This window comes from Streptosporangium sp. NPDC002607 (assembly GCF_053592655.1).
Genome location: NZ_JBSFWD010000061.1, coordinates 23,631 through 47,304 on the forward strand (window position 1 = coordinate 23,631; position 23,674 = coordinate 47,304).

Below are 23,674 nucleotides of genomic sequence, written 5' to 3' on the forward strand. Positions count from 1 at the left end.
CGTCGGCGGGCTAGGCTTCCCCCGGCGACCCGGCCGGGAGGCTAGGTGCCGTCCGCGTCCCGCGACGGAAGACGCCGGAGCCGCGCCTGGCGATGCTTCTCGGCATGAACGGTGTCGTTTTCGTCTTTCCCGGCCAGGGTGCCCAGTGGCGTGGCATGGGAAGTGCCCTGCTGGAGCAGGAACCGGTCTTCGCCGCGGCGATCCGGGAGTGCGAGCTCGCGCTCGAACCGTACACGGACCGATCCGTCACCGACGTGCTGGCAGGCAGGGCCGACGCCGACCGGATCGACGTGGTCCAGCCCGCTCTCTTCGCCCTCCAGATCGGGCTGGCCAGGCTCTGGGCGGCCAACGGCGTCGTACCCGCCGCGGTGGTCGGGCACAGCCTGGGCGAGCTCGCCGCCGCCCACGTGGCGGGCGCCCTGACCCTGGCGGAGGCGGCCAGGGTCGTCGGCGTCCGCAGCCGGCTCTACCGCAGGCTCAGCGGGGCGGGCGCCATGGCGCTGGTCGGCCTCGGCTGGGAGGAGACCGCCGCCCTGGTCGCCGAGCAGAACGGCCACCGTAGGGCCGCACCCGAGATCCCCGGCGTTCCCGGCGACGGTGGAACCGGCGCCGGCCGGATCTGCCTGGCCGCCACCAACGCGCCCGGCTCGACGGTGGTGGCGGGCGACCACGACGCGGTCCACGCGCTCGTCGAGCAATTCCGCTGGGAGGACGTCTTCTGCCGCCTGGTCGGCGCCGACGTCGCCGGCCACAGCCACCACGTCGACCCCCTCCTGCCGGAGCTGCGCGAGGAACTGGCCGCCCTGGTGCCGAACCGCGCGGGGATCCCGCTCTGGTCGACCGTCACCGGCCGCCCCGGCGCGGTGCTCGACGCCGACTACTGGTGCCGCAACCTGCGCGAGCCCGTCCTGTTCTGGCCGGTGATCCGGCAACTCCTGGACGCGGGCTACGACACGTTCGTCGAGCTCAGCCCGCACCCCACCCTGCTGTCCGGACTGCGCGACATCGACGCCCGGCTGCTGGCGTCCGTGCACAAGGAGGACGACACCGCCTTCGCGGGCTCGCTCGCCCGCCTGCGCGAGGTGGAGCTCACCGCGGACGGCCCTCTGGGTGACCACCGGGTCGAGGGCCGGCCGGTCTTCCCCGGCGCCGGATACCTGGCGGCCGCCCTGGAACACTCCGGTGCGCTGGCCGGGGTGGAGTTCCACGCCCCGCTGCTCCTGGACGCGCCGCGCCGCCTGGCCACCCGGCTCGACGGTGACGCGATCGACCTCACCGTCGAGGGGCGGACCCACGCCTCGGCCTCCCGCGCGACCCCGCAGGCCGTGGCGCACCTGGAGCTGTCGCCGCTCAGGTCCAGGTGCGCCACCCGGATCGGAGCGGAGGAGCTGTATTCGGGCTTCACCGCCAGGGGCATGCGGTACGGTCCGGCCTTCCAGCGGATCGAGGAGGTCTTCACCGCCCCCGGAGAGTCCCTCGCCCGCCTGCGCGCCGCCTCCCCCCTCTCGCCGGCCCGCGACGGCGAGCCCGCCTCCGGCCCCTGGCCGTACCGCCTCGACGTGGCGCTGCTGGACGCCTGCCTGCAGGCGGCGGCGCCCGTCCTCGCCGAAGGCGACGACCTCTACCTGCCCCGGGCGGTGGCCCGGGTGTCGGTGCTCGGCGAGGTCGGCGCGGCCCGCTGGGCGCACGCCAGGGTCGCGTCCGCGACGGGCATCGGCGACGGGGCCGACAACAGTGCCGGCGATGGGGCCGGCGCGCACCCGGAGGCGGACGCCGCTCCGTACGAGAACGCCGGAACGGGTGATGGGGCGGAGGTGACGCTCGACATCGACGCCTGCGACGAGGATGGCCGGGTGGTACTGGCACTGCGCGGGGTACGGCTGCACGGGATCGCGCGCGGCGCCGGGGCCGGCGGCTGGACGTACAGCACGCGCTGGGTGCCGGTGGAGGCGGGCGCGGACGAGCCGTTCGACGGTGTGGTCCACCGGGTCGAACCGGGACGGCCCGCCGAGGAGGCACTGCGGTCGCTGCTGGAACTGACCCGGGAGCTGATCGCCCAGCCGGAGCCGGACCGGCTGTGGGTGGTGACCAGGAACGCCCAGCCGGTCGAGCCGGGCGACCCGGTGGACCCCGACGCCGCCGCCGTGTGGGGGATGGCGCGCACGATCAGGCACGAACACCCCGAGCTGCGCTGCACCCTGATCGATCTGGACGGCGAGCACGAGCCGTCCTGCTGGACCCCGGGCGACGCCGGCGCCGAGCGGCCCACCTGGAGGCTCGCGGGTGAGAACGAGGTCGCGTTGCGAGGTGGCAGGCCGTTCGCGCCGCGCCTCACCCCGCGACCGGCCGGGCCGCGCGGCCCGCACCGGCTCGTCCAGCGCGCCCGGCAGGACCTGGCCACCCTCTGCCTGGCCGAGGACGTTCCCCGGGCGCCGGGGGCGGGAGAGGTACGGATCCGGGTACACGCCGCCGGGCTCAACTTCAACGACGTGCTGCGCGGGATCGGCATGCTGGGCGAGCAGCCGGAGCCACTCGGCTACGGCCTGGAGTGCGCGGGCGAGGTGACCGCCGTCGGCGGTGGCGTCACGGGCCTGGCCGTAGGCAGCCGGGTGGTGGCCCTGGTCGCCGAGATCGGCGCGATGGCCTCGCACGTCACCGTGGACGCCCGGCTGGCCGTGCCCATCCCCGGCGATCTGGACTTCACCGCGGCGGCGACGCTCCCCGCGGCGTACGTCACCGTGGTCTACGGCATGGAGCGGCTGGCCCGGCTGGAGGCGGGGGAGCGGGTGCTGATCCACGCCGCGGCCGGAGGCGTCGGCCAGGCGGCGGTGCGGCTGGCCCGGCGGGCGGGCGCGGAGGTCCTCGCCACCGCGGGCTCGCCCGGCAAGCGGGCCTGGCTCAGGGAACAGGGCATCCGGCACGTCTTCGACTCGCGCTCGCTGGACTTCGCCGACCAGGTCCTGGAGGCCACCGGCGGCGCCGGGGTCGACATGGTGGTCAACTGCCTGGCCGGACAGGCCGTCGACGAGGGGCTGCGGATCCTGGCGCCCTTCGGCCGGTTCGTCGAACTCGGCAAGCGCGACATCGCGGAGAACCGGCCGCTGCCGCTCGCCCCCTTCGCCAAGAGCCTGTCCTTTCACGCGGTGGAGGCGTTCTCGCTGGCCGGACGGCGCCCGGCACTGGTCGGCGCGATGCTGCGCGAGGTGGTGGACGCGGTCGCGGCGGGCGATCTCGGCCCGCTGCCGGTGACGGCCTTCCCGGCGGCGGAGGCCGAGGCGGCGTTCCGGCACATGGCCTCGGCCAGGCACATCGGCAAGGTGGTGCTCACCTTCGACCGGCCCCGGCTGCGCGCCGACGGCACCTACCTGGTCACCGGCGGTCTGGGCGGTCTCGGCCTGGCCGCGGCCGAGGGGCTCGTACGGCAGGGAGCCAGGCATCTCGCCCTGCTGGGCAGGAGCGAGCCCGGGCAGGCCGCGCGGGAGCGGATCGCCGCGCTTCGCGAGGAGGGCGTGCGGGTCGTGGTGCTGGCCGCCGACGTCGCCGACGCGGGCGCGCTGGAGCGGGCGCTCAACGGGCTCCGCGCCCAGGCGCCGCCCATCCGCGGTGTCCTGCACGCCGCCGGGGTGCTGCGCGACCGCACGATCGCCGCCGTCGACCTCGACGAGGTAGCCGAGGTGCTGCGCCCCAAGGTGGCCGGCACCCGCAACCTGCACCAGCTGACCTGCGGCGACCCGGTGGAGCTGTTCGTGCTGTTCTCCTCGGCGGCTGGGCTGCTCGGCTCCGGCGGCCAGGCCGGTTACGCGGCGGCCAACGCCTTCCTGGACGGTTTCGCGCACTGGAGGAGGAACCGGGGCCTGCCCGCCACCAGCGTCGACTGGGGCGTCTGGTCACAGATCGGGCTCGCCGCCCGGCCGGACCGGGCGGGCAGGCTGGCCGACCGGGGCATGGGCTCCATCGACACCGCGTCGGGCCTGCGGATCCTCGCCGAGCTGCTCGCCGAGCTGCCGGCCCAGGTGGCGGTCGTCCCGCTGGACGCGCCCGCCTGGTTCGCGAACAACCCCGGACACGAGCACTGGTCGATCTTCGCCGGGCTGGCGGCCGGCCACGCCGGGGCCGGCCGGCTGAGCATCACGACCCCCCAGGAGCTGGAGCGGGCGCTCGTCGAGTGGGTGGCGGGGGTGCTGCGCACCTCACCGGCCGCGATCGACCCGAAGGCGTCGCTGACCCGGCTGGGACTGGACTCGCTGATGGCCGTCGAGCTGCGCAACCTTCTGGAGGCCCGGCTCGGGGTGCGCCTGCCGGCCCCGGCCTTCCTCGACGGTCCCACCGTCACCGAGCTGGCCGGGCGGGTGAGCGCCCATCTGGACGACCGGCCGGCCGGCGAGACCGATACCCGTGACCCGATGGCGGCGCGGCTGGACGCCCTGTCCGACGCCCAGGTGGACGCCCTGCTGGACGAGCTTCTCAACGACCACATCGGAGGTATGGCATGACATTTCATGATTCGGTGCTGGCGTCGCTGCTGAGCACCGCCGACGAGCACGGTGAGCGCCCGGCGCTGACCTTCCTGGGCAGGGACGAGCGCACCCGGTGGACCTTCGCCGAGCTGGCCCTGCGTGCCCGCCAGGTCGCCACCCGCCTCACCGAGGCCGGCGCGTGCGGCGAGCGCGTGCTCCTGGTCTGCCCCTCCTCCGCCGAGTACGCGCCCGTCTTCTACGGCTGCATGCTGGCCGGGGCCCTGCCCGTGCCCGTCTACCTGCCCTCCCTCGCGCACTTCAGGTCCGCCTGGTCGAAGATCGCCTCCATCGCCCGCGACTCCGGCGCCGCCTACGCGATCGCCCCCGAGCCGCTCCCCGACGCGGACGCACTGGCGACCCTGCCCGGCTTCCGCGGCTGGCTGCACTTCGCCGACCTGTTCCTCGGCGACGCCGCCGACCACTGGAGGCTGCCCGCACCCGGCGACCTGGCGTTCCTGCAGTACACCTCGGGATCGACCGGCGACCCCAAGGGCGTCATGGTCACCCACGGCGGCCTGACGCACAACGCCCGCGCGGTGGCCGCCGCCGTCGGGGCCACCCACGAGACGACCACGGTCTCCTGGCTGCCGCTCTACCACGACATGGGGATCATCGGATCGCTGCTGTCGCCGCTGCTGTGGGGCGCGCACGTGGTGAAGATGTCGCCGCAGACGTTCGCCGCCCGGCCGTTCGCCTGGCTGCGGGCCATCTCCGAGCACGGCGGGCAGCTCTGCTACGCGCCCAACTTCGCCTACGAGCTGTGCGCCCGCAAGGTCACCGACGCCGAGATCGCCACCCTGGACCTGAGCGGCTGGCGGGTGGCGATCAACGGTGCCGAGCCGCTCAGGCGGGACACCCTGCGCCGCTTCGCCGAGCGGTTCGCCCCCGCCGGATTCGACGCCGCGAGCCTGCACGTCGGGTACGGCATGGCCGAGGCCACCCTGGTCGTCTCCACCGGGCCGCTGTCGGTCGCCGACCCCGGCGTACGGGTGGGGGAGCGCCACTACGTGCGCTGCGGCACCCCGCTGGACGACACGGTCGTCCAGATCGCCGACCCCGACACCGGGCTGGCGCGGGAGCCCGGCGAGGTGGGCGAGGTGTGGGTGTCGGGACCCTCGGTGGCGGCCGGCTACTGGCAGCGCCCCGACGCCACCGCCGAGACCTTCCACGCCCGGCTGCCGGGACGCCAGGAGAACTTCCTGCGTACCGGAGACCTCGGCGTGCTGGACGGCGACGGCGTGGTGATCGTCGGCCGGCACAAGGACCTGATCGTGCTCAACGGGGTCAACCACTATCCCCAGGACGTCGAGTACACCGTCGAGCGGGTCAGCCCCGCCGTGCGGGGCGGCTGCGGCGCAGCCTTCGCCATCGAGCCCACCGGTGACGTGCCGCAGGCCGAGGCCGCGGTGGTGGTCGCCGAGGTCACGGCCGCGACCGCGGGGGATCTCGGCGAGCTGATCACCGAGATCCGCCTCGCGGTGGCCAGGGAGCACGACGTGCTGCTCGACGGGGTGTTCCTGGTCGAGCCGCGCAGCGTTCCCAAGACCACCAGTGGAAAGATCCGGCGCCGCGAGTGCCGCGCCATGCTGGCGGAGGGCCGCTTCACCGTGCTGGCCGGATGGACCTCGCCCGCCCTCGCGGACGCCGATCCGGTGGCGGCCGGGCGATGAACGTCCTGGACCTGCTGACCTCCCTGGTCGCCGAACGCGCCGGCCTGGCCGATGTCGACGCCGACCGGCTGTTCATCGACTACGGCATCGGCTCGGCCGACGCGGTCGCCCTCGCCGCCGAACTGGAGGCCCGGCTGGGCACCCCGTTGCCGAACACGGTCTTCTACGACCACCCCACCCCGCGCGCCCTGGCCGAACATCTGGCGGGAGCCGTAGCACAACCGGATCGCAGGACCTCCGGCCACGGCACCTCCCGCGCCCGGGGCGGGCATGAGGCCCCCGCCCACTCCGCCGAACCGGTGGCGATCGTCGGCATCGGCTGCCGCCTGCCGGGGGCCGACGGCCCCGGACGGCTCTGGCGGCTGCTGGCGGACAGCGTCGACGCGGTCGGCACGGTGCCGGGCGAGCGGGCCGCGCACCACCCGGGCTGGCGCGAGCCAGGGGTGGGCGAGGGCGGGTTCCTGCCGGACGTGGAGGGCTTCGACCCGGCGTTCTTCACGGTCAACGCCCGCGAGGCGGAGGCGATGGACCCGCAGCAGCGGCTGCTGCTGGAGGTCGCGCACGAGTCCCTGCAGGACGCCGGGCTCCGCCTCGCCGATCTGGCCGGGAGCCAGACGGGCGTGTTCGCGGGCATCAGCAGCGGGGACTTCCTGGTCAGCAGCTTCAGCCCGGGACTCGCCGCGGCCGAGCCCGGCCTCTACACCCCGACCGGTGTGGCGCACAGCGTGGCCGCCAACCGCATCTCCTACGTCTTCGATCTGCACGGCCCCTCGATGTCCGTCGACACCGCCTGCTCGTCGTCGCTGGTCGCCGTCCACCAGGCGGTGACCGCACTGCGGACGGGGCAGTGCGACATCGCCCTCGCCGGCGGAGTCAACGCCATCCTCTCGCCGGACATCGGCCTGTGCTTCCGTACGGCGGGCGTGCTGGCCCCCGACGGCCGGTGCAAGTCCTTCGGCGCCGGGGCCGACGGCATGGGCCGCTCCGAGGGCGCCGTCATGGTGACGCTCCGGCGCCTGGGCGACGCGCTCGCCGCCGGGGACCGGATCTACGCCCTCATCCTCGGTGGCGCGGTCAACAGCGACGGGCGTACCAACGGTCTGATGTCGCCGAGCGCCCCCGCGCAGGTACGGCTGCTGCGCGCGGCATGCCGCGCCGCGGGGGTCGACCCCGGTGACGTCGGCTACGTCGAGGCGCACGGCTCGGGCACCCGGCTGGGCGACCTGATGGAGCTGCGCGCCCTGTCGGAGGTGCTGGGCACGGCGCCGCGCCGCGCCGCGCTGCGGATCGGCTCGGTCAAGAGCAACCTGGGGCACCTGGAGGCGGCGGCCGGTGCGGCCGGCCTGGCCAAGCTGGCCCTCGCGCTCTTCCACGGCACGCTGCCTGCCAGCCTGCACGCCACCGAGCTCGCCGAGGACTTCGACTGGTCCGGCGGCGGCCTGCGCGTGCAGCGGAGCCTGGAACCCTGGACCGGCCGCCTGGCCGGCGTCAGCTCCTTCGGTTTCGGCGGCACCAACGCCCATCTGATCCTCCAGGCACCGCCCGAGCGGCGGCGCACACCCGTCACGCGTGGAGGCGTTCCCGCCCGGCGGCAGGCCTGGGAGGACTGCGAGGGGGGACCGCCCGCCGAGACGTGGTCGTATCCACCGGCAGCGGTTTCGCGCACCCGCCACTACCTGCCGCTCTCGGCGCACACGCACGCCGGGCTGCGGGAGCTGGTCGTGCGCTGGCGGACCGCGCTGGACGATCCGGAACTGGACCTGGCGGCGGCCTGCCACACGGCCGGGGAACGGCGCGACCACCACGCCTACCGGGTCGGGGTGACCGGCGCCGACGCCGCCGAGCTGAGCCGGGAGCTCGACAGGGCACTGACCGATCTGGCCGCCGCGACACCCGGCGGCGCGGCACCCGGCGGCCTGGCCCTGGTCTTCGCCGACGAGCCGGGCGCCGGGACGGCCGCCGCGCACGCCGGCCTCGCCGCCGAACTGCGCCGGGCGGGCGTCCGTCCCGACCTGGTGATCGGCCACGGCGCGGGGGAGGTCGCCGCCGCCCGCCACCGCGGCGTGCTGTCGCCCACCGCCGCGGACGCCGTCGCCGGGCACCGCGCCAGACTGCTGGCCAGGTCGGCGCCGGTGCACGCGCTACGGGTGCGGCTGGCGCGCAGGCTGGCGGAGGCGCTGTGCGCGCGGATCGGTCCCGCGCTCGCGGTGGCCACCGTGGAGGACGCGCAGACCTGTGTCATCGTCGGTCCCCGGGCCGCGCTGGCCACCCTGGCCGCCACCCTCAGCGCGGGAGACGTGCTCTGCGGCGACCTCGGCCCCGCCACCGCCGACCACAGCGCGCTGGCCGCGCCACTCGCCGCCGAGCTGGAACTCGCCCTGCAGGGGCTGCCCGTCAACACCGGTGAGACGGCGGCGCTGTCGACGCTCACCGGCGGGCCGGTCGACGGCCGCGCGCAGGGCGCCCGGCACTGGGCGCGCCACCTGGCCACCCCGAGCCTGCTCGGCGACGCGCTCGCCCTCGCACTGGACCGGGGAGTACGCACCTTCGTGGAGATCGGTGCCGCCGAACTCGGCCCCCGGCTGCGCGGCGCCCCAGGGGGCAGGCAGGCTCGCGTGGTGCGCCACGCGAGCGCGAGCGACCTGCCCGGCGTGCTGATCCGCCTCTACGAGCTCGGCCACGACCTCGACTGGGCCGCGCTCAACCCACCGGGGGCCGTGGCGTCCATCCCACTGCTCCCCTGGTCCCGCGAACGGCCCGCGCACCTGCCCGAGCGCCCGCCCGCGTCCGGCCACGCCGGCACCGTCCCGCAGGAGGTGGTCGCGTGAACACCGTCCTGCACGAGGTGGCCCGGCAGGTGAGACACGCGCCCGGCGCGGTCGCCGCCCTCGACCCGGCCTCCGAGCTCAGCTACGGGCGACTGGCCGCCCGTGCCAACGCGGTGGCCGACGTCCTGCGGGAGAGAGGGGCACGCCCCGGTGACGTGGTCGGTGTCGCGCTGCCCCGCTCGGCCGACTACGTGGCGGTGGTCCTGGGCATCTGGCAGGCCGGCGCGGTCTTCCTGCCCCTCGATCCGGCCCTGCCGCCCGAGCGGCTGCGCTTCCAGCAGCGCCAGGCGGGCATGAGCCTGCTCCTCGACTCCGTACCGTGCGCCGAGGGCACCGAGGGCACGGCCGAGTTGCGGACCGGTGACGCCGAGCCGGAGCGGTGCGCGTACGTGATGTTCACCTCCGGTTCCACCGGGCGGCCCAAGGCGGTGCTGGTCTCGCACGCCTCACTGCACAACTGCGTGCGCGCCGTCGCCGAACTGCTCGGCCCCGGCCCCGCCGACCGGTACGCCGCCAACCAGACCTTCTCCTTCGACATCGCGCTGCTGGAGATGTTCGTCCCGCTCAGCCACGGCGGCGCGACCCTGGTGACCTCCGAGGCGCTCCAGGCCGCCCCGGAACGGCTGGTGGGCTGGCTGGAGAGGCACCGTGCCACCGTCGTGCACGCCACCCCCACCGCCTGGCGCTTTCTGCTGCCGTACCTGACGCCGGGGCGCGAGGAACTGCAGGCCGTCTGCGGCGGCGAGGTGCTGACCGCCCGGCTGGCCGCCGAGCTGGCCGGGCGCGCCGGGCGCGTCTGGAACTTCTACGGCCCCACCGAGGTCACCGTGTGGTGCACCGCCGGGCTCGTCACCGCCCAAGAGCCGGACCCGCTGCCGGTGGGCAGACCGCTGGCCGGTTACCACGTCGTCCTGCTCGACGACGCCGGTGAACGGGTACCGGACGGCGAGCAGGGCGAGATCCACGTCGGCGGGCTAGGCGTGGCCCTCGGTTACGGCGGCGCCCCCGAGCTGACCGCCGAACGGTTCGTCGACCACCCCGAGCACGGCAGGCTCTACCGGACCGGCGACCTGGGCCGGCTGCGCCCCGACGGCCGGCTCTGGTTCACCGGGCGCCGTGACCGGCAGGTCCAGCTGCGCGGCTACCGGATCGAACTGGGTGAGATCGAGTGCGTGGCCCAGGAGCACCCGCTGGTCGAGCTGGCCGCCGCGCACGTCGTGGACGAGGGCCTGCTGCTGTTCGCCCAGGGGGATGTCACCCCCCGGGCGCTGCGCAAGCACCTGGCCGCCCACCTGCCCGCCTACATGATCCCGTCCAGGATCGAGGTGCGCGGCGCCTTCCCGCTGACTCCCACCAAGAAGATCGACCGCGTCGCCCTGCTGGCGTCGGCGAACCGTTAGGAGAAGTCGTGGCCGGATTGCACGAGCTGGTCGAAGCCCAGGTGGAGCGGACCCCCCGCGCCGTGGCCGTCATCGATGCCGACGGCCACACCCTGACCTACCGCGAGCTGGACCGGCGCGCCAACCAGCTCGCCCACCACCTGCGCGAGCTGGGAGTGGTCGCCGACACCCCCGTGGCGGTGTGCGTGCACCGGGGACTGGACCTGGTCATCGCGCTGTGCGGCATCCTCAAGGCGGGCGGAGCCTACCTGCCGATCGACCCCGACGCGCCGCCCGCCCGGGCGCGGCTCATGGTCGCCGAGGGCGCGGCGCCGGTGTCGGTGGGCGAGCAGGCACTCGCCCACCTGCTGCCCGGCGACCTCACCCGCGTCGTGCTGCTCGACCGCGACAGCGCGCTGCTCGACCGCCACCCGACGACCCCCGCCGGCTCCGGGGTACGCCCGGGCAACCTGGTCTCCCTCTACTACACCTCCGGCTCGACGGGCACTCCCAAGGGGGTCGCCAGCACGCACGGGGGCTGGGTCAACCGGATGCGGTGGATGCAGGCCGAGCACCGCCTCGAACCAGGCGAGGCCGTGCTGCACAAGACCACGCTCAGCTTCGACGACTCGGCGGTGGAGGTGTTCTGGCCGCTGTCGACCGGCGGGGTGGTGGCGATCCTGCCGCCGGGCGAGCACCGGGACCCGGTGGCGCTGCTGGAGGCCACCTCGCGCTTCGGCGCCGCCGTCGTGCAGTTCGTGCCCAGCATGCTCGCGCTGTTCCTGGCGGCGCATCGCCGCGCCGGGCTGCCGCCGCTGCCGCACCTGCGCCACGTGATCTCCAGCGGGGAGGCGCTGACCGCACCCCTGGCGCTCGCCTTCCACGAGCAGATCGGCGTGTACGGCTGCGGGCTGCACAACCAGTGGGGCGCCACCGAGGTGTCGATCGACTCCACCCTGTACACCTACGACCCGCACGACCCGCACGCGGGCCCGGTCGTCTCCATCGGAACGCCCTTCACCGGCAACACCGTGCACGTGCTGGACGAGGCGGGAGAGCTCGTACCCGACGGTGCGGCGGGCGAGCTGTTCATCGGCGGGATCGGCCTGGCGCGCGGCTACCACCGCAGGCCCGCGCTGACCGCCGAGCGCTTCGTCCCCGACCCGTACGGCCCGCCGGGCTCGCGGCTGTACCGCACCGGCGACCTGGGGCGGCGCCGCCCCGACGGCGCCCTGGACTTCCTCGGCCGCACCGACCACCAGGTCAAGATCCGCGGGGTACGGGTCGAACTGGGCGAGATCGAGGCCACCCTGGACGCCCATCCCGGGGTCGAGCGCTCCGCCGTCACGGTCGCCGGGGAACGTCTGCTCGGCTACGTGGTGGCCTCCGGTGCCGCCCCCGACCCGGCGGAGCTGCGGGCCCATCTGGTCGACCGGCTCCCGCCCTACCTCATCCCCGCGCAGCTCGCGGTGATCGACCGGATGCCGCTGACCAGCAGCGGGAAGGTGGACCGGGCCGCGCTGCCGGAGATCACCCCGCCCGCCGAGCGGGCCGAGGGGAGGCCCCCGGTCACCGCCGTGCAGCAGGCGCTGGCCACCATCTGGGCCGACGTCCTGGACCTGGACACGGTCTGCCTGGACGACAACTTCTTCGAGCTGGGCGGCAACTCCCTGCTCGCCACCCAGGTCATGTTCCGCATCCAGGACGATCTGCGCATCGACTTCCCGCTCTACCTGCTCTTCTCCGCCGAGTCGCTGGAGGAGCTCGCCGAGGAGGTGGCCGAGACCCGCGCCGAGCAGCTTCCGCCGCTGCCGAGGGTGTCCCGCGAGGGGACACTGCCGCTCTCCTACGGCCAGGAACGCCTCTGGTTCCTGCACCGGCTGGCACCCGGCTCGACCGCGTACAACGTGCCGACCGCCTGCCGCCTGCACGGCCACCTCGATGTGGCGGCGTTCCGCCAGGCGTTCGACGAACTGGTCGCCCGGCACGAGATCCTGCGGACCCGGTACGTGGAGAGCCCCGAAGGCATTCCCGAGGTGCGCGTCGACGCTCACGGACCCCGGCTGAGGTTCGGCGTCGCGCCCGGCGAGACCCGCATCGCCCGCGAGAGCGCCGCCTCCGACGCCCTGCAGGCCGACTGGGAAACCCCCTTCGACCTCGCCGCCGCCGCGCCGGTGCGGGCCAGGCTGACCAGGTTGGACGCCTACGAGCACGTGTTCTCCCTGGTCGTCCACCACGTCGGTTACGACGCCGCCTCCGAGCAGGTGCTCTGGCAGGAGCTGGCCACCCTGTACGAGGCCGCGCTGGCCGGGCGGCCCGCCGTGCTCCCCGAGCCGGCCGCGCAGTACGTGGACTACGCCGCCTGGCAGCGTGAGCACGCCGCGGGTGGTGAGCAGCTCGACTACTGGCGCGCCCAGCTGGCCGGGATCACCCCGGCCGAGCTGCCCATCGACCGGCCGCGCCCGCCCGTGCAGACCTACGCGGGCGCCAGGGTCTCCTTCATGATCGAAGAACGGGTCACCGAGGAGCTGCGCCGGCTCGGCCGCGAGGCGGGCACGACGCTCTTCGCCGCCCTGCTCGGAGCCTTCCAGGCCACGCTCTTCCAGGCGTGCGGCGGCGCCGACGTCGCGGTGGGCTCCCCGGTACCCGGCCGTACCCGCCCGGAGACCGAGCAGATGATCGGTTTCTTCGTCAACACGCTGGTGCTGCGCACCCCCTGCGGCGGCGACCCGACCTTCGTCGAACTGCTCGGCCGCGTCCGCGAGGTGGTCCACGGCGCCTACGCCCACCAGGACGTCCCGCTGGAGCGGCTGGTCCAGGCGCTGCGCCCGCCGCGCGCGCCCGGCCGCTCCCCCTTCTTCGACGTCATCTTCAACGGCGTCCCGCTCAGCGCGCTCACCGGCGCCGAGGGCGTACGCCTGCCACAGCTGACGGTGACCCCCATCGACCTGGCGACCCGTACCACGGTCGCCGACCTCGTCTGCTCGGTCGCGGAGACCCCGGACTCGATCATCGGCGAGGTCGCCTACAACACCGGCCTGTTCGACGGATCCACCGTCGAGAGTCTGGTGGATGCATGGCTGCATCTGCTGGGAGCGGCGGTGCGCGACCCGCACGCGCCGCTCTCGGCACTGTCACCAGCCTCCCATGTGTGAACGGAAGCCCGAGATGCTGCGCACGATGTTCAAATCCAAGATCCACCGAGCGACGGTCACCCACGCGAACCTGCACTACGTCGGCTCGGTGACGATCGACGAGAACCTGATGGACGCCGCCGACCTGCTGGACGGCGAGCAGGTGGCGATCGTCGACATCACCAACGGCGCCCGCCTGGAGACGTACGTCATCGCCGGGGAGCGCGGCAGCGGGGTGATCGGCATCAACGGAGCCGCCGCCCACCTGGTCGCGCCCGGGGACATGGTGATCCTGATCTCCTACGGCCAGTACTCGGGCGAAGAGCTGCCGGGCTACCGGCCCCGGGTCGTCCATGTGGACGGGGCCAACCGGATCGTCGACGTCGACCACGACCCCGCCCGCCCGGTGCCGGGGGCAGAAGACCAGCTCGCACCCGCGGGTGCGGCGAGGAGGACACGATGAGCGCGCCCACGCACACCCCCGTCCACCAGGCGCTGGCCGACGACTGGACGCTGCTGCTCGGCCTGGACGGTGTCGGTTTCGACGACGACTTCTTCGAGGCCGGGGGCCACTCGCTGGTCGCCATCCAGCTCGTCGCCAGGATCCGGGCACGGCACGGCGTCGAGGTGCCGGTCGCGGACGTGTTCACCCACCCGACGGTGGGCGAGCTGGCGCAGGTCGTCATCGGTCTGCTGGAAGACGGAGCGTCACCCCTCCCACCGCACTCGCCGCTGGAGGTGGAAGGTGCCGGTCGTAGCGCCTGAGACATCCTCGTCCGGAGCTTCCCCCGCCGGGACGCCCCGGTCCGAAGAGCCGCCGGCCGAGGCGCCCCCGGCTGTGACCTCTCCCGCCGGGACGCCGCTGTCGTACGCCCAGGAGCGGATGTGGCTCGGCCACCAGCTGGACCCCGCGGGGACGGAGTACAACGTCTGCCTGGCGCTGCGCCTGCGCGGCCCGCTGGACGTCCCGGCACTCGCCGGGGCGCTCGGCGACGTCGTCGCCCGCCACCAGGCGCTGCGCACCGTCTATCCGAACGTCGAAGGACGGCCGGTGGCCTCGGTGCTGCCACCGGCGCCGGTCGAGCTGCCGGTACACCCCGTGGCGTCGGAGGAGGAGGCCCGCAGGACGGCCGTCGCCGAGGCGCGGCGGCCGTTCGACCTGGCCGCCGGGCCGGTGCTGCGCGTCCAGCTCGCCCGGCTGGCCGCCGACGACCACGTCCTGGTGCTCGCCGTGCACCACATCGCCTTCGACGAGTGGTCCATGGGCGTCTTCCTCGGCGAGCTCGACGCCCTCTACCGGGCACACCTCGCCGGGCTGCCCGACCCGCTGCCCCCGCTGCCCGCCGGGTACGACGAGGTGGTGGCCGCCGAGCGGGCCGTGGATCTGGCGCCCGCCCTGGCGCACTGGCGCGGCGCCCTGGCCGGCCTGCCCGCGCTCGACCTGCCCACCGACCGCGTCCCCGCCACGAAGACCGCCGCCGAGCCCGCCACGGAGGGGGCGACGCTGACCTTCACCGTGCCGGCCGCCACCGCCGCCGTGCTCGGCACCGTCGCCCGGCGCTGCCGGGCCACCCCGTACATGGCCGGGCTCGCCGCGTTCGCCGCGCTGCTGTCGCGCCACTGCGGCCAGGACGACATCGCGCTCGGCAGCACCGTCGCCAACCGCGCCGTGCCGCACTCCGAGCACCTCGTCGGCGCCTTCTTCAACACCGTCGTGATGCGCGCCGACCTGTCGGGCGACCCGAGCTTCACCGAGTTGCTCCGCCGGGTCCGCGCCTACTGCCTGGACGCCCTCACCCACCAGCACCTGCCGTACCCGATGCTCGCCCAGGGCCGCGCCCCGCTCTTCCGCGTCCTGTACGAGCTGCACGCCGGCCTGCCGGGGAGCACGGCCCTCGGCGACCTGGCCGTGGAGCCGTTCGAGTTCCCCGACACCGCGGCCAAGTACGACCTCGCGCTGTCCCTGATGCCGGCAGGCGGCCACCTGCTGGGGCACCTGACCTACCGCGTCGACCTGTTCGAGCCCGGCACCGCCCGGCGGCTCGCCGAGTCCTTCGTCCACCTGCTCGCCCAGGTCGCCGCCGCACCCGACGTACCGCTCAGCGCCCTGGAGATCCTCCCGCCCGCCGAGCGCGAGACGCTGCTCGCGGCCTGCCGGGGGCCGGAACCACTGGGGTCGCCGGACGGTTGCGCGCACCAGCTCTTCGAGCGGCAGGCCCGGCGCACCCCCCAGGCCGTCGCGCTGACCTTCGGCGGGACCCGGCTGAGCTACCGGGAACTGAACGCCAGGGCCAACCGGATCGCGCACTGGCTGCGCGGCAGAGGCGTCGGCCCGGAGAGCATCGTCGCCGTCCGCCTGCGACGCTCCGACTGGCTCGTCGCCGCCTTCCTCGGCATCTGGAAGGCCGGGGCCGCCTACCTGCCGCTCGACCCCCATCTGCCGTCCGCCCGGCTGGAGTACATGCTGGCCGACTCCGGTGCCCGGCTGGTGCTGGACGATGAGGCCGCCCTGGAAGCCGAGAGTGCCGGATATCCCTCCGGCGACCTGGACCCGACCGCCGCGTCCGGCAACCTGGCCTACCTCATCTACACCTCCGGCTCGACCGGGCGTCCCAAGGGCGTCATGGTCGGGCACCGGGGCCTGGTGAACTTCCTGCGCTGGTGCGTGTCGGCCTACGCCGTCGGCGGCGTGGGCGGGGCCCCGCTCTTCTCCTCGGTCGCCTACGACATGGTCGTGCCCAACATCTACACGCCGCTGGTGGTGGGCCAGTGCCTGCACATCGCCGCCGAGGACACCGCCCTCGACGAGCTGGGCACCGCGCTGTCGGCCCGGCCGTACGGGTTCGTCAAGCTCACCCCCGGACACCTGGAGGTCCTGGCCGGGCAGCTCTCCGCCGAGCAGGCCGCGGGACTGGCCGGGGTCCTGGTGGTGGGCGCCGACGCCTTCCCCAGCCGGGCGCTGGCGTTCTGGCAGGCGCTGGACCCGGCACCGGTGCTGCTCAACGAGTACGGCCCGACCGAGGCGTCCGTCGCCAACTGCGTGCACACCGTGACCGGCCCGATCGGCGGAGAGCTGGTCCCCATCGGCAGGCCCATCCCCGGCACCGCCATGTACGTGCTGGACGACGCCATGCGTCCGCTCCCGATGGGGGTGCCCGGCGAGTTGTACATCGGCGGCGAGTGCGTGGTGCGCGGCTACCACGGCAGGCCCGCGCTGACCGCCGAGCGCTTCCTGCCCGACCCCTTCGGCCCGCCGGGCTCGCGGCTCTACCGCACCGGGGACCTGGGCAGGCTCCGCGCCGACGGGGAGTTCGAGTTCCTCGGCAGGCTCGACGACCAGGTGAAGGTGAGGGGATTCCGTGTCGAGTTGGGAGAGGTCGAGGCCGCCCTGGACGAACTGCCGGGCGTCGACCAGTCGGTCGTCGTCGCCGCACCCGTACCTGAGCCCCGGCCCGGACCTGGGACCGTACCCGTCCCTGAGCCCCGGCCCGGATCTGGAACCGTACCCGTCCCCGAGCCCCGGCCTGGACCTGGGACCGTACCCGTACCCGAGCCCCGGCCCGGCTCCGGAGGAGGGCGAAGGCTCGTCGCCTACGTCGTCGGCACCGCCACGGCGGCCGAGATGCGCGCGGGCCTGGCCCGGAGCCTGCCCGAGTACATGGTGCCCTCGGTCTTCGTGCCGCTGCCCGCGATCCCGCTCAACCGCAACGGCAAGGTGGACCGATCCGCGCTGCCGGAGGTGAACGCCGCCACCGTGCGGGACGCGGAGGAGGAGCCCGCTCCGCGCCGGGCGCGTACCGCCGTCGAGGGGCAGATCGCCGACCTGATCGCCGGGCTGCTCGGGATCGGCTCCGACGACGTCGGCGCGGACGAGGACCTGTTCGCCAGGGGTATCGACTCCCTCGGCGCGGTACGGCTGATGGCGAGCGTGGAACAGCGCCTGGGCGTGAAGGTCAAGCTTCGCAGGTTCCTGGCCAACGCCACGGTCAGCGGCCTGGCCACCCTGGTGTCCGCGGCCGTCCCCGGTTCCGACCGTGGCTTCGGGCACGCCTCCGGCGGGTCTTCGGGGCACGGCGCGGACCGTGGCTCCGAGCACGACCCGGCCCCCGGCGCCGACAGCGGCCCCGATCCCGGCCCCGCCTCCGGCTCCTCCGGTCTCGGTCACGGCCAAAAGAACGGCTCCGGCCCCGCCCGGGAACCCGGCCACGGTGCCGACCTGGGGAGTGACGGTGCTCCGGCCGCCACGCTCCCCGTGATCACCCCGCTGGCCGTCTCCTCGTCCGCCGGAGCCCCGCTGTACTGCTTCCATCCGCTCGGCGGCTCCGCGCGCTGCTACGCGGGGCTGGCGGCCAGGCTCGCCGCGTACCGGCCGGTCCACGCGCTGCAGGCGCTGGAGTCGGGGATGAAAGCCGGTTCGCTGCCGGACATGGCCGCCAGGTACGCCCGGGAGCTGGCCGGTTCGGGACTGGACCTGGCGCGTCCGTACACGCTCGCCGGCTGGTCCGCGGGCGGTGTGCTGGCCTTCGAGACGGCCAGGCGGCTACAGGCGCTCGGCCACCAGGTCGACCAGGTGGTGCTGATCGACTCGGTGCTGCCCGAGGTGTTCGTGACCGACCTACTGGGCGAGCTGGCCGAACTGGAGGCGCTGATCGACCGGCTGGCCCCGCTGGGCGCCGCCGAGGCCCGGCAGACCCTGCTCGACTCGAAGGTGGGCTTCTTCGCAGGGCTGGGCATGACCTCCTCCCAGGTGGCCGCCTACCACGAGGCGTACGGGCCGGAGCTGCTGCGGCTCTGGCGCGACAGCCTGCGCGGCCTGGCCGACTACCGGGCCGGCTGGTTCCACGGCCGGGTCACCCTGTTGGCCAGCGAGTCGCATCCGCCCGCGCTGCGCGCCGTCCAGGAGGCGGGCTGGCGCCAGACCGTCTCAGACCTGGCCGTCCACGAGATCCCCGGAGAGCACCACGAACTTCTCCGCGCCCCGCACGTCGACCTGATCAGCCGTTTCCTCACCGGCTGAGGACGCCGGCAGCGGATCGGCTTTGGCGTCCTCATTTGTTTTTAGGTACCCTCGATCTTCAGGTCGAGAGGCGCTGCAACGGGCTCAAGCCCGCCACGCTCGACCCCGATCCGCTACCAAGGGCGCCTCCCACAACGGGAGGTGGTCTGGTGAGCGATTCCCCGAGGCACGGCGACGAGCACGGGCGTGACAGCGGAGCGAGTCACGAGAACGGCGTGCCGAAAGCGGGCGGCCAGGCACTGCGGGAGCTGCTGGACCGGCGGATCGCGGTGCTCGACGGGGCCTGGGGCACGATGCTGCAGGGCGCATCGCTCACCCCGGCCGACTATCGCGGCGAGCGGTTCGCAGAGCACCCGCGTGACCTGACCGGCGACCCGGACCTGCTGAACCTGACCCGCCCCGATGTCATCCTGGACATCCACCGCCAATACCTCGCGGCGGGCGCGGACATCACTACCACGAACACCTTCACCGCGACCGGCATCGGCCAGGCCGACTACGGGCTGGAGCCATGGGTGCGGGAGATGAACCTGCGGGCCGCCCAGCTGGCGCGTCAGGCCGCGGACGAGGTGGGCGGACGTTTCGTGGCCGGCTCGATCGGCCCGCTGAACGTCACGCTCTCGCTCTCCCCGCGCGTCGAGGACCCGGCCTACCGGGCGGTGACGTTCGACGAGGTCCGCGCCACCTACGCCGAGCAGATCCGGGCACTGGCCGACGGCGGGGTCGACCTGCTGCTGATCGAGACGATCTTCGACACGCTCAACGCGAAGGCCGCGATCGCCGCCGCGCGCGAGGTCGCCCCGCACCTGCCGCTGTGGATCTCGGTGACGATCGTCGACCTGAGCGGGCGCACGCTGTCGGGCCAGACCGTCGAGGCGTTCTGGAGCGCGATCCGGCACGCCGAACCGCTCGTGGTCGGCGTGAACTGTGCGCTGGGCGCTAAGGAGGCGCGCCCGCACGTCGCCGAGCTGTCGCGCCTGGCGGACACCTACGTGGCCTGCCATCCCAATGCCGGCCTGCCCAACGCGTTCGGCGGCTACGACGAGACCCCGGAGGAGACGGCGGCGCTGCTCGACGAGTTCGCCAGGGCGGGCATGGTCAACGTCGTCGGCGGGTGCTGTGGGACCTCGCCGGGGCACATCGAGCGGATCGCGGCCGCCGTGTCCGGCCTCCCGCCCCGCCAGATCCCGGCGCCGGCGGCCCGCACCCGGTTCAGCGGCCTGGAGCCCTTCGAGATCGGCTCGGACACCGGATTCGTCATGATCGGGGAGCGCACCAACGTCACCGGCTCGGCGCGTTTCCGGCGCCTGATCGAGGCGGACGACCATCAGGGCGCCGTCGACGTCGCGCTGGAACAGGTACGCGGCGGGGCCAACCTGCTCGACGTCAACATGGACGCCGACCTGCTCGACAGCGAGCGGGCGATGACCACCTTCCTGAATCTGATCGCGACCGAGCCGGAGGTCGCCCGCATCCCGATCATGATCGACAGCTCGCGCTGGAGCGTGCTGGAGGCCGGGCTCAAGTGCGTGCAGGGCAAGGGCGTCGTCAACTCGATCAGCCTCAAGGAGGGCGAGGAGTCGTTCCTGGAGCAGGCGCGGATCATCCGGGGCTACGGGGCCGGCGTGGTGGTCATGGCCTTCGACGAGCAGGGACAGGCCGACACCGTCGAGCGCAAGGTGTCGATCTGCGCCCGCGCCTACGACCTGCTGACGCAGAAGGCCGGGTTCGCCGCCGAGGACATCGTGTTCGACCCCAACGTGCTCGCGGTCGCCACCGGCATCGCCGAGCACAACGGCTACGCGAAGGCGTTCATCGAGGCGCTGCCGCTGATCAAGCAGCGCTGCCCGGGGGCGCGGACCAGCGGCGGCATCTCCAACCTGTCGTTCTCCTTCCGGGGCAACGACGTCGTACGTGAGGCGATGCACTCGGCGTTCCTCCTGCACGCCGTGCGCGCCGGCCTCGACATGGGCATCGTCAACGCCGGGCAGCTCGCGGTCTACCAGGACATCCCCGCCGACCTGCTCGAACTCGTCGAGGATGTGATCTTCGACCGGCGTCCGGACGCCACCGACCGGCTCGTCGCCTTCGCCGAGACGGTGAGCGGGTCCGGCACCCGCCGGGTCGTGGACCTGTCCTGGCGGGAGGCGCCGGTGACGGAGCGCCTGTCGTACGCCCTGGTGCACGGCATCGTCGACTTCATCGAGGCCGACACCGAGGAGGCCCGGCAGCTGAAGGCGAGCCCCCTGGAGGTGATCGAGGGGCCGCTGATGGACGGGATGAAGACCGTGGGCGACCTGTTCGGCGCGGGGAAGATGTTCCTGCCGCAGGTGGTCAAGAGCGCCCGGGTGATGAAGCGTTCGGTCGCCTACCTTGAGCCCTTCATGGAGGCGGAGAAGGAACAGGCGCGGCTGGAGGGGCGCCTGGACAGCGGCCGAGGGCAGGGCAAGGTGGTGCTCGCCACCGTCAAGGGCGACGTGCACGACATCGGCAAGAACATCGTGGGCGTCGTGCTGGGCTGCAACAACTACCAGGTCATCGACCTCGGGGTGATGGTCCCGGCCTCGGTGATCCTGGACACCGCGGTCGCCGAGGGCGCCGACGTCGTCGGGCTCTCCGGGCTGATCACCCCGTCGCTGGACGAGATGGTCACCGTCGCCGAGGAGATGCGGCGCCGCGGGCTGAAGCTGCCCCTGCTGATCGGCGGCGCCACGACGTCGCGCCAGCACACCGCGGTCCGCATCGCCCCCGCCTACGACCACAGCACGGTCCACGTGCTCGACGCCTCCCGCGTCGTCGGCGTGGTCTCCGACCTGCTGGACGCGGAGCGGGCCGGAGAGCTGGACGCGAGCAACCGCGCCGACCAGGAGCGCCTGCGCGAGCAGTACGCGAGCAAGCAGCGCACCCCCCTGCTGGCCATCGCCCAGGTCCGGGCGAACCCCGAGCGGGTCCCGTTCGACGATCTGCCCGTCCCCGCCTTCACCGGCGTCCGCACCGTGCGGCCGGACCTGGCCGCCCTCCGGGAGATGATCGACTGGCAGTTCCTCTTCCTGGCCTGGGAGCTGAAGGGCAAGTACCCGGCGATCCTCGACCAGCCGGTGGCCCGCGAGCTCTTCGACGACGCGAACACCCTGCTCGACCAGATCATCGCCGAGGGCCACTTCCAGGCCGTGGGCGCCTACGGCTACTGGCCCGCCCACTCCGAGGGCGACGACATCGTGCTTGAGCACGGCCTCCGCCTGCCGATGCTGCGCCAGCAGACGGCCAAGCCCGAGGGCCGGCCCAACCGGTGCCTGGCGGACTACCTGGCTCCGGCGGGAGACCACCTCGGCGGGTTCGCCGTGGCGATCCACGGCGCAGAAACCCTCGCGGACGCCTACGAGGCCCAGAACGACGACTATCGGGCGATCATGGTGAAGGCCCTCGCCGACCGGCTGGCCGAGGCGTTCGCTGAGCACATCCACCTGGAGGCGCGGCGGGCTTGGTTCGAGCCGGACGCCGATCCCCGCATCGAGGACCTGCACGCCGAGCGCTTCCGCGGCATTCGTCCCGCGCTCGGCTACCCCGCGAGCCCGGACCACAGCCAGAAGCGGGACCTGTTCGACCTGCTCGGTGCCGACCGGCTGGGCATGGGCCTGACCGAGTCGTTCGCGATGACACCCGCGGCCAGCGTCAGCGGGCTGATCTTCGCCCACCCGTCGTCGCGGTACTTCACCGTGGGGCGGGTCGGCAGGGACCAGGTCGAGGACTACGCGCTGCGGCGCGGCCTCGACCTCGCGGAGGTCGAGCGCTGGCTGCGCCCCAACCTCGCCTACGATCCGGAGTGATCTGATCCGTCGGCCGGTGCCGAGGGCCGCTGACGGCCCCGGCCGACGGGATTCACCTCTAAAACCACCGCACAAACCATGACGCCCTGCTGTAGGAGACCTGCCATGAAGTCCTCCAAGGGCTGATCGATTTCCTGCTGGTTTCATCAGGTCCAACGGATCGGCCCGACGCCTCCACCTGAGTAGCGGGACGCTCGCCGGGACGGTTCCTGGCTGGAGCGGATGAGTGGCCCTCCGCCAGGGGCGGCGCGACGAGCCCAGAGTGGTGCCGCGAGACGGCTGTAACGGCAGGCGGTTCTCCTCAATGACGGCCATCTGTGGCCAGGCCGTCCTATGACTTACAAGTCGTTCTCCAGCGCCGGTCTCTAGCGTCATCGTCGACCCTCCTGTCCGAAGCGGCCGAGGAAGGGCCGGAGACCGGTACGGCGCAGGGGCGAGCCCAGGCGCGTGAGCGACAAGGAGAAGAGAGATCATGATGGACCCCGAGGCAGGCCAGGCGATCGCCGTCACACGGATCACCGAGTGCTTGGAGGACGAATCGACCCACCTTGACCTGTCCGGTCTCCGGCTGAGCACGATGCCCGAGTCACTCGCCCAGCTCACCGCCCTCAAACGGCTCGACCTGCGCGGCAATCGGTTGACCGCGCTGCCCGAGTGCCTGGGGAATCTCACCGCCCTCGAAAAGCTCGATCTGGGCGGCAATCGGTTGACCGCGCTGCCCGAGTGGCTGGGGAATCTCACCGCCCTCGAAAAGCTCGACCTGTTCTACAACCAGTTGACCGCGCTGCCCGAGTCCTTGAGGAACCTCACCGCTCTCGCCTGGCTTGACCTGGGCGGCAATCGGTTGACCGCGCTGCCCGAGTGGCTGGGGAACCTCACCGCCCTCACCTGGCTCGACCTGTATAACAACCGGCTGACCGCGCTACCCGAGTCGCTGGGGAACCTCACCGCCCTCGAAGAGCTCGATCTGGGCGGCAACCAGTTGACCGCGCTGCCCGAGTCCTTAAGGAACCTCACCGCCCTCACCTGGCTCGACCTGGGCGGTAACCAGTTGACCGCGCTGCCCGAGTCTTTGAGGAACCTCACCGATGCTGCCTGGTTCGGCCCCGACGGTCGCTAACCGATTGCGGTCCCGCACTTCCTGCGAGCCTTAGAACTCCTAGTGTCTCGCTCGCCGCCGAGAGCATCTGGGACGTCGTGGTCGCCTGTCCGGGGTGGTTGCGGACCACCATGAACCGGGAGGTCTGACCCTCGTACGGTCAGGCCTCGGAGAGCCGGAACCAGACCACCCGGCCGGTCGGG

Annotated in this window: 10 protein-coding genes and 1 riboswitch; all 10 genes read left to right on the forward strand. The window is 73.5% G+C overall.

Annotated elements, in window-relative coordinates; genetic code table 11:
- Nucleotides 1–104: 104 nt before the first annotated feature.
- The gene (locus ACWD3H_RS40660; protein WP_451958824.1) at nucleotides 105–4,493 is read left to right on the forward strand and encodes an SDR family NAD(P)-dependent oxidoreductase; all 4,389 of its coding nucleotides are present in this window, start codon (nucleotides 105–107) and stop codon (nucleotides 4,491–4,493) included.
- Nucleotides 4,490–6,187 carry a fatty acyl-AMP ligase gene (locus ACWD3H_RS40665; RefSeq protein ID WP_451958825.1) on the forward strand — a complete coding sequence of 566 codons (1,698 nt, stop codon included), beginning with the start codon at nucleotides 4,490–4,492 and terminating at the stop codon, nucleotides 6,185–6,187. The genes ACWD3H_RS40660 and ACWD3H_RS40665 overlap by 4 nt, the downstream gene beginning before the upstream one ends.
- Nucleotides 6,184–9,015 (forward strand): beta-ketoacyl synthase N-terminal-like domain-containing protein, encoded by a 2,832-nt coding sequence (locus ACWD3H_RS40670; RefSeq protein ID WP_451958826.1) that lies wholly within the window; start codon nucleotides 6,184–6,186, stop codon nucleotides 9,013–9,015. The genes ACWD3H_RS40665 and ACWD3H_RS40670 overlap by 4 nt, the downstream gene beginning before the upstream one ends.
- The gene (locus ACWD3H_RS40675; protein ID WP_451958827.1) at nucleotides 9,012–10,415 is read left to right on the forward strand and encodes an amino acid adenylation domain-containing protein; all 1,404 of its coding nucleotides are present in this window, start codon (nucleotides 9,012–9,014) and stop codon (nucleotides 10,413–10,415) included. The genes ACWD3H_RS40670 and ACWD3H_RS40675 overlap by 4 nt, the downstream gene beginning before the upstream one ends.
- Nucleotides 10,416–10,423: 8 nt before the next feature.
- Entirely contained in the window at nucleotides 10,424–13,549 is a 3,126-nt protein-coding gene (locus ACWD3H_RS40680) for an amino acid adenylation domain-containing protein (protein WP_451958828.1), read from the forward strand.
- Between the two features lie 13 nt (nucleotides 13,550–13,562).
- Nucleotides 13,563–13,991: an aspartate 1-decarboxylase gene (panD, locus tag ACWD3H_RS40685; RefSeq protein ID WP_350925222.1), complete on the forward strand. Its 429-nt coding sequence runs from the start codon at nucleotides 13,563–13,565 to the stop codon at nucleotides 13,989–13,991.
- Nucleotides 13,988–14,293 carry a phosphopantetheine-binding protein gene (locus ACWD3H_RS40690; RefSeq protein WP_350925224.1) on the forward strand — a complete coding sequence of 102 codons (306 nt, stop codon included), beginning with the start codon at nucleotides 13,988–13,990 and terminating at the stop codon, nucleotides 14,291–14,293. Before panD ends, ACWD3H_RS40690 begins: the two co-directional genes overlap by 4 nt.
- 73 nt (nucleotides 14,294–14,366) lie before the next feature.
- Entirely contained in the window at nucleotides 14,367–18,545 is a 4,179-nt protein-coding gene (locus ACWD3H_RS40695) for an amino acid adenylation domain-containing protein (RefSeq protein WP_451958829.1), read from the forward strand.
- Nucleotides 18,546–18,604: 59 nt separating this feature from the next.
- Nucleotides 18,605–18,680: riboswitch (S-adenosyl-L-homocysteine riboswitch) on the forward strand.
- Nucleotides 18,681–18,694: 14 nt separating this feature from the next.
- Entirely contained in the window at nucleotides 18,695–22,372 is a 3,678-nt protein-coding gene (gene metH, locus ACWD3H_RS40700; protein ID WP_451958830.1) for a methionine synthase, read from the forward strand.
- A gap of 472 nt (nucleotides 22,373–22,844) precedes the next feature.
- Nucleotides 22,845–23,492, forward strand: coding sequence for a leucine-rich repeat domain-containing protein (locus ACWD3H_RS40705; protein WP_451958831.1), 648 nt, complete (start codon nucleotides 22,845–22,847; stop codon nucleotides 23,490–23,492).
- The last annotated feature ends 182 nt before the right edge of the window (nucleotides 23,493–23,674 follow it).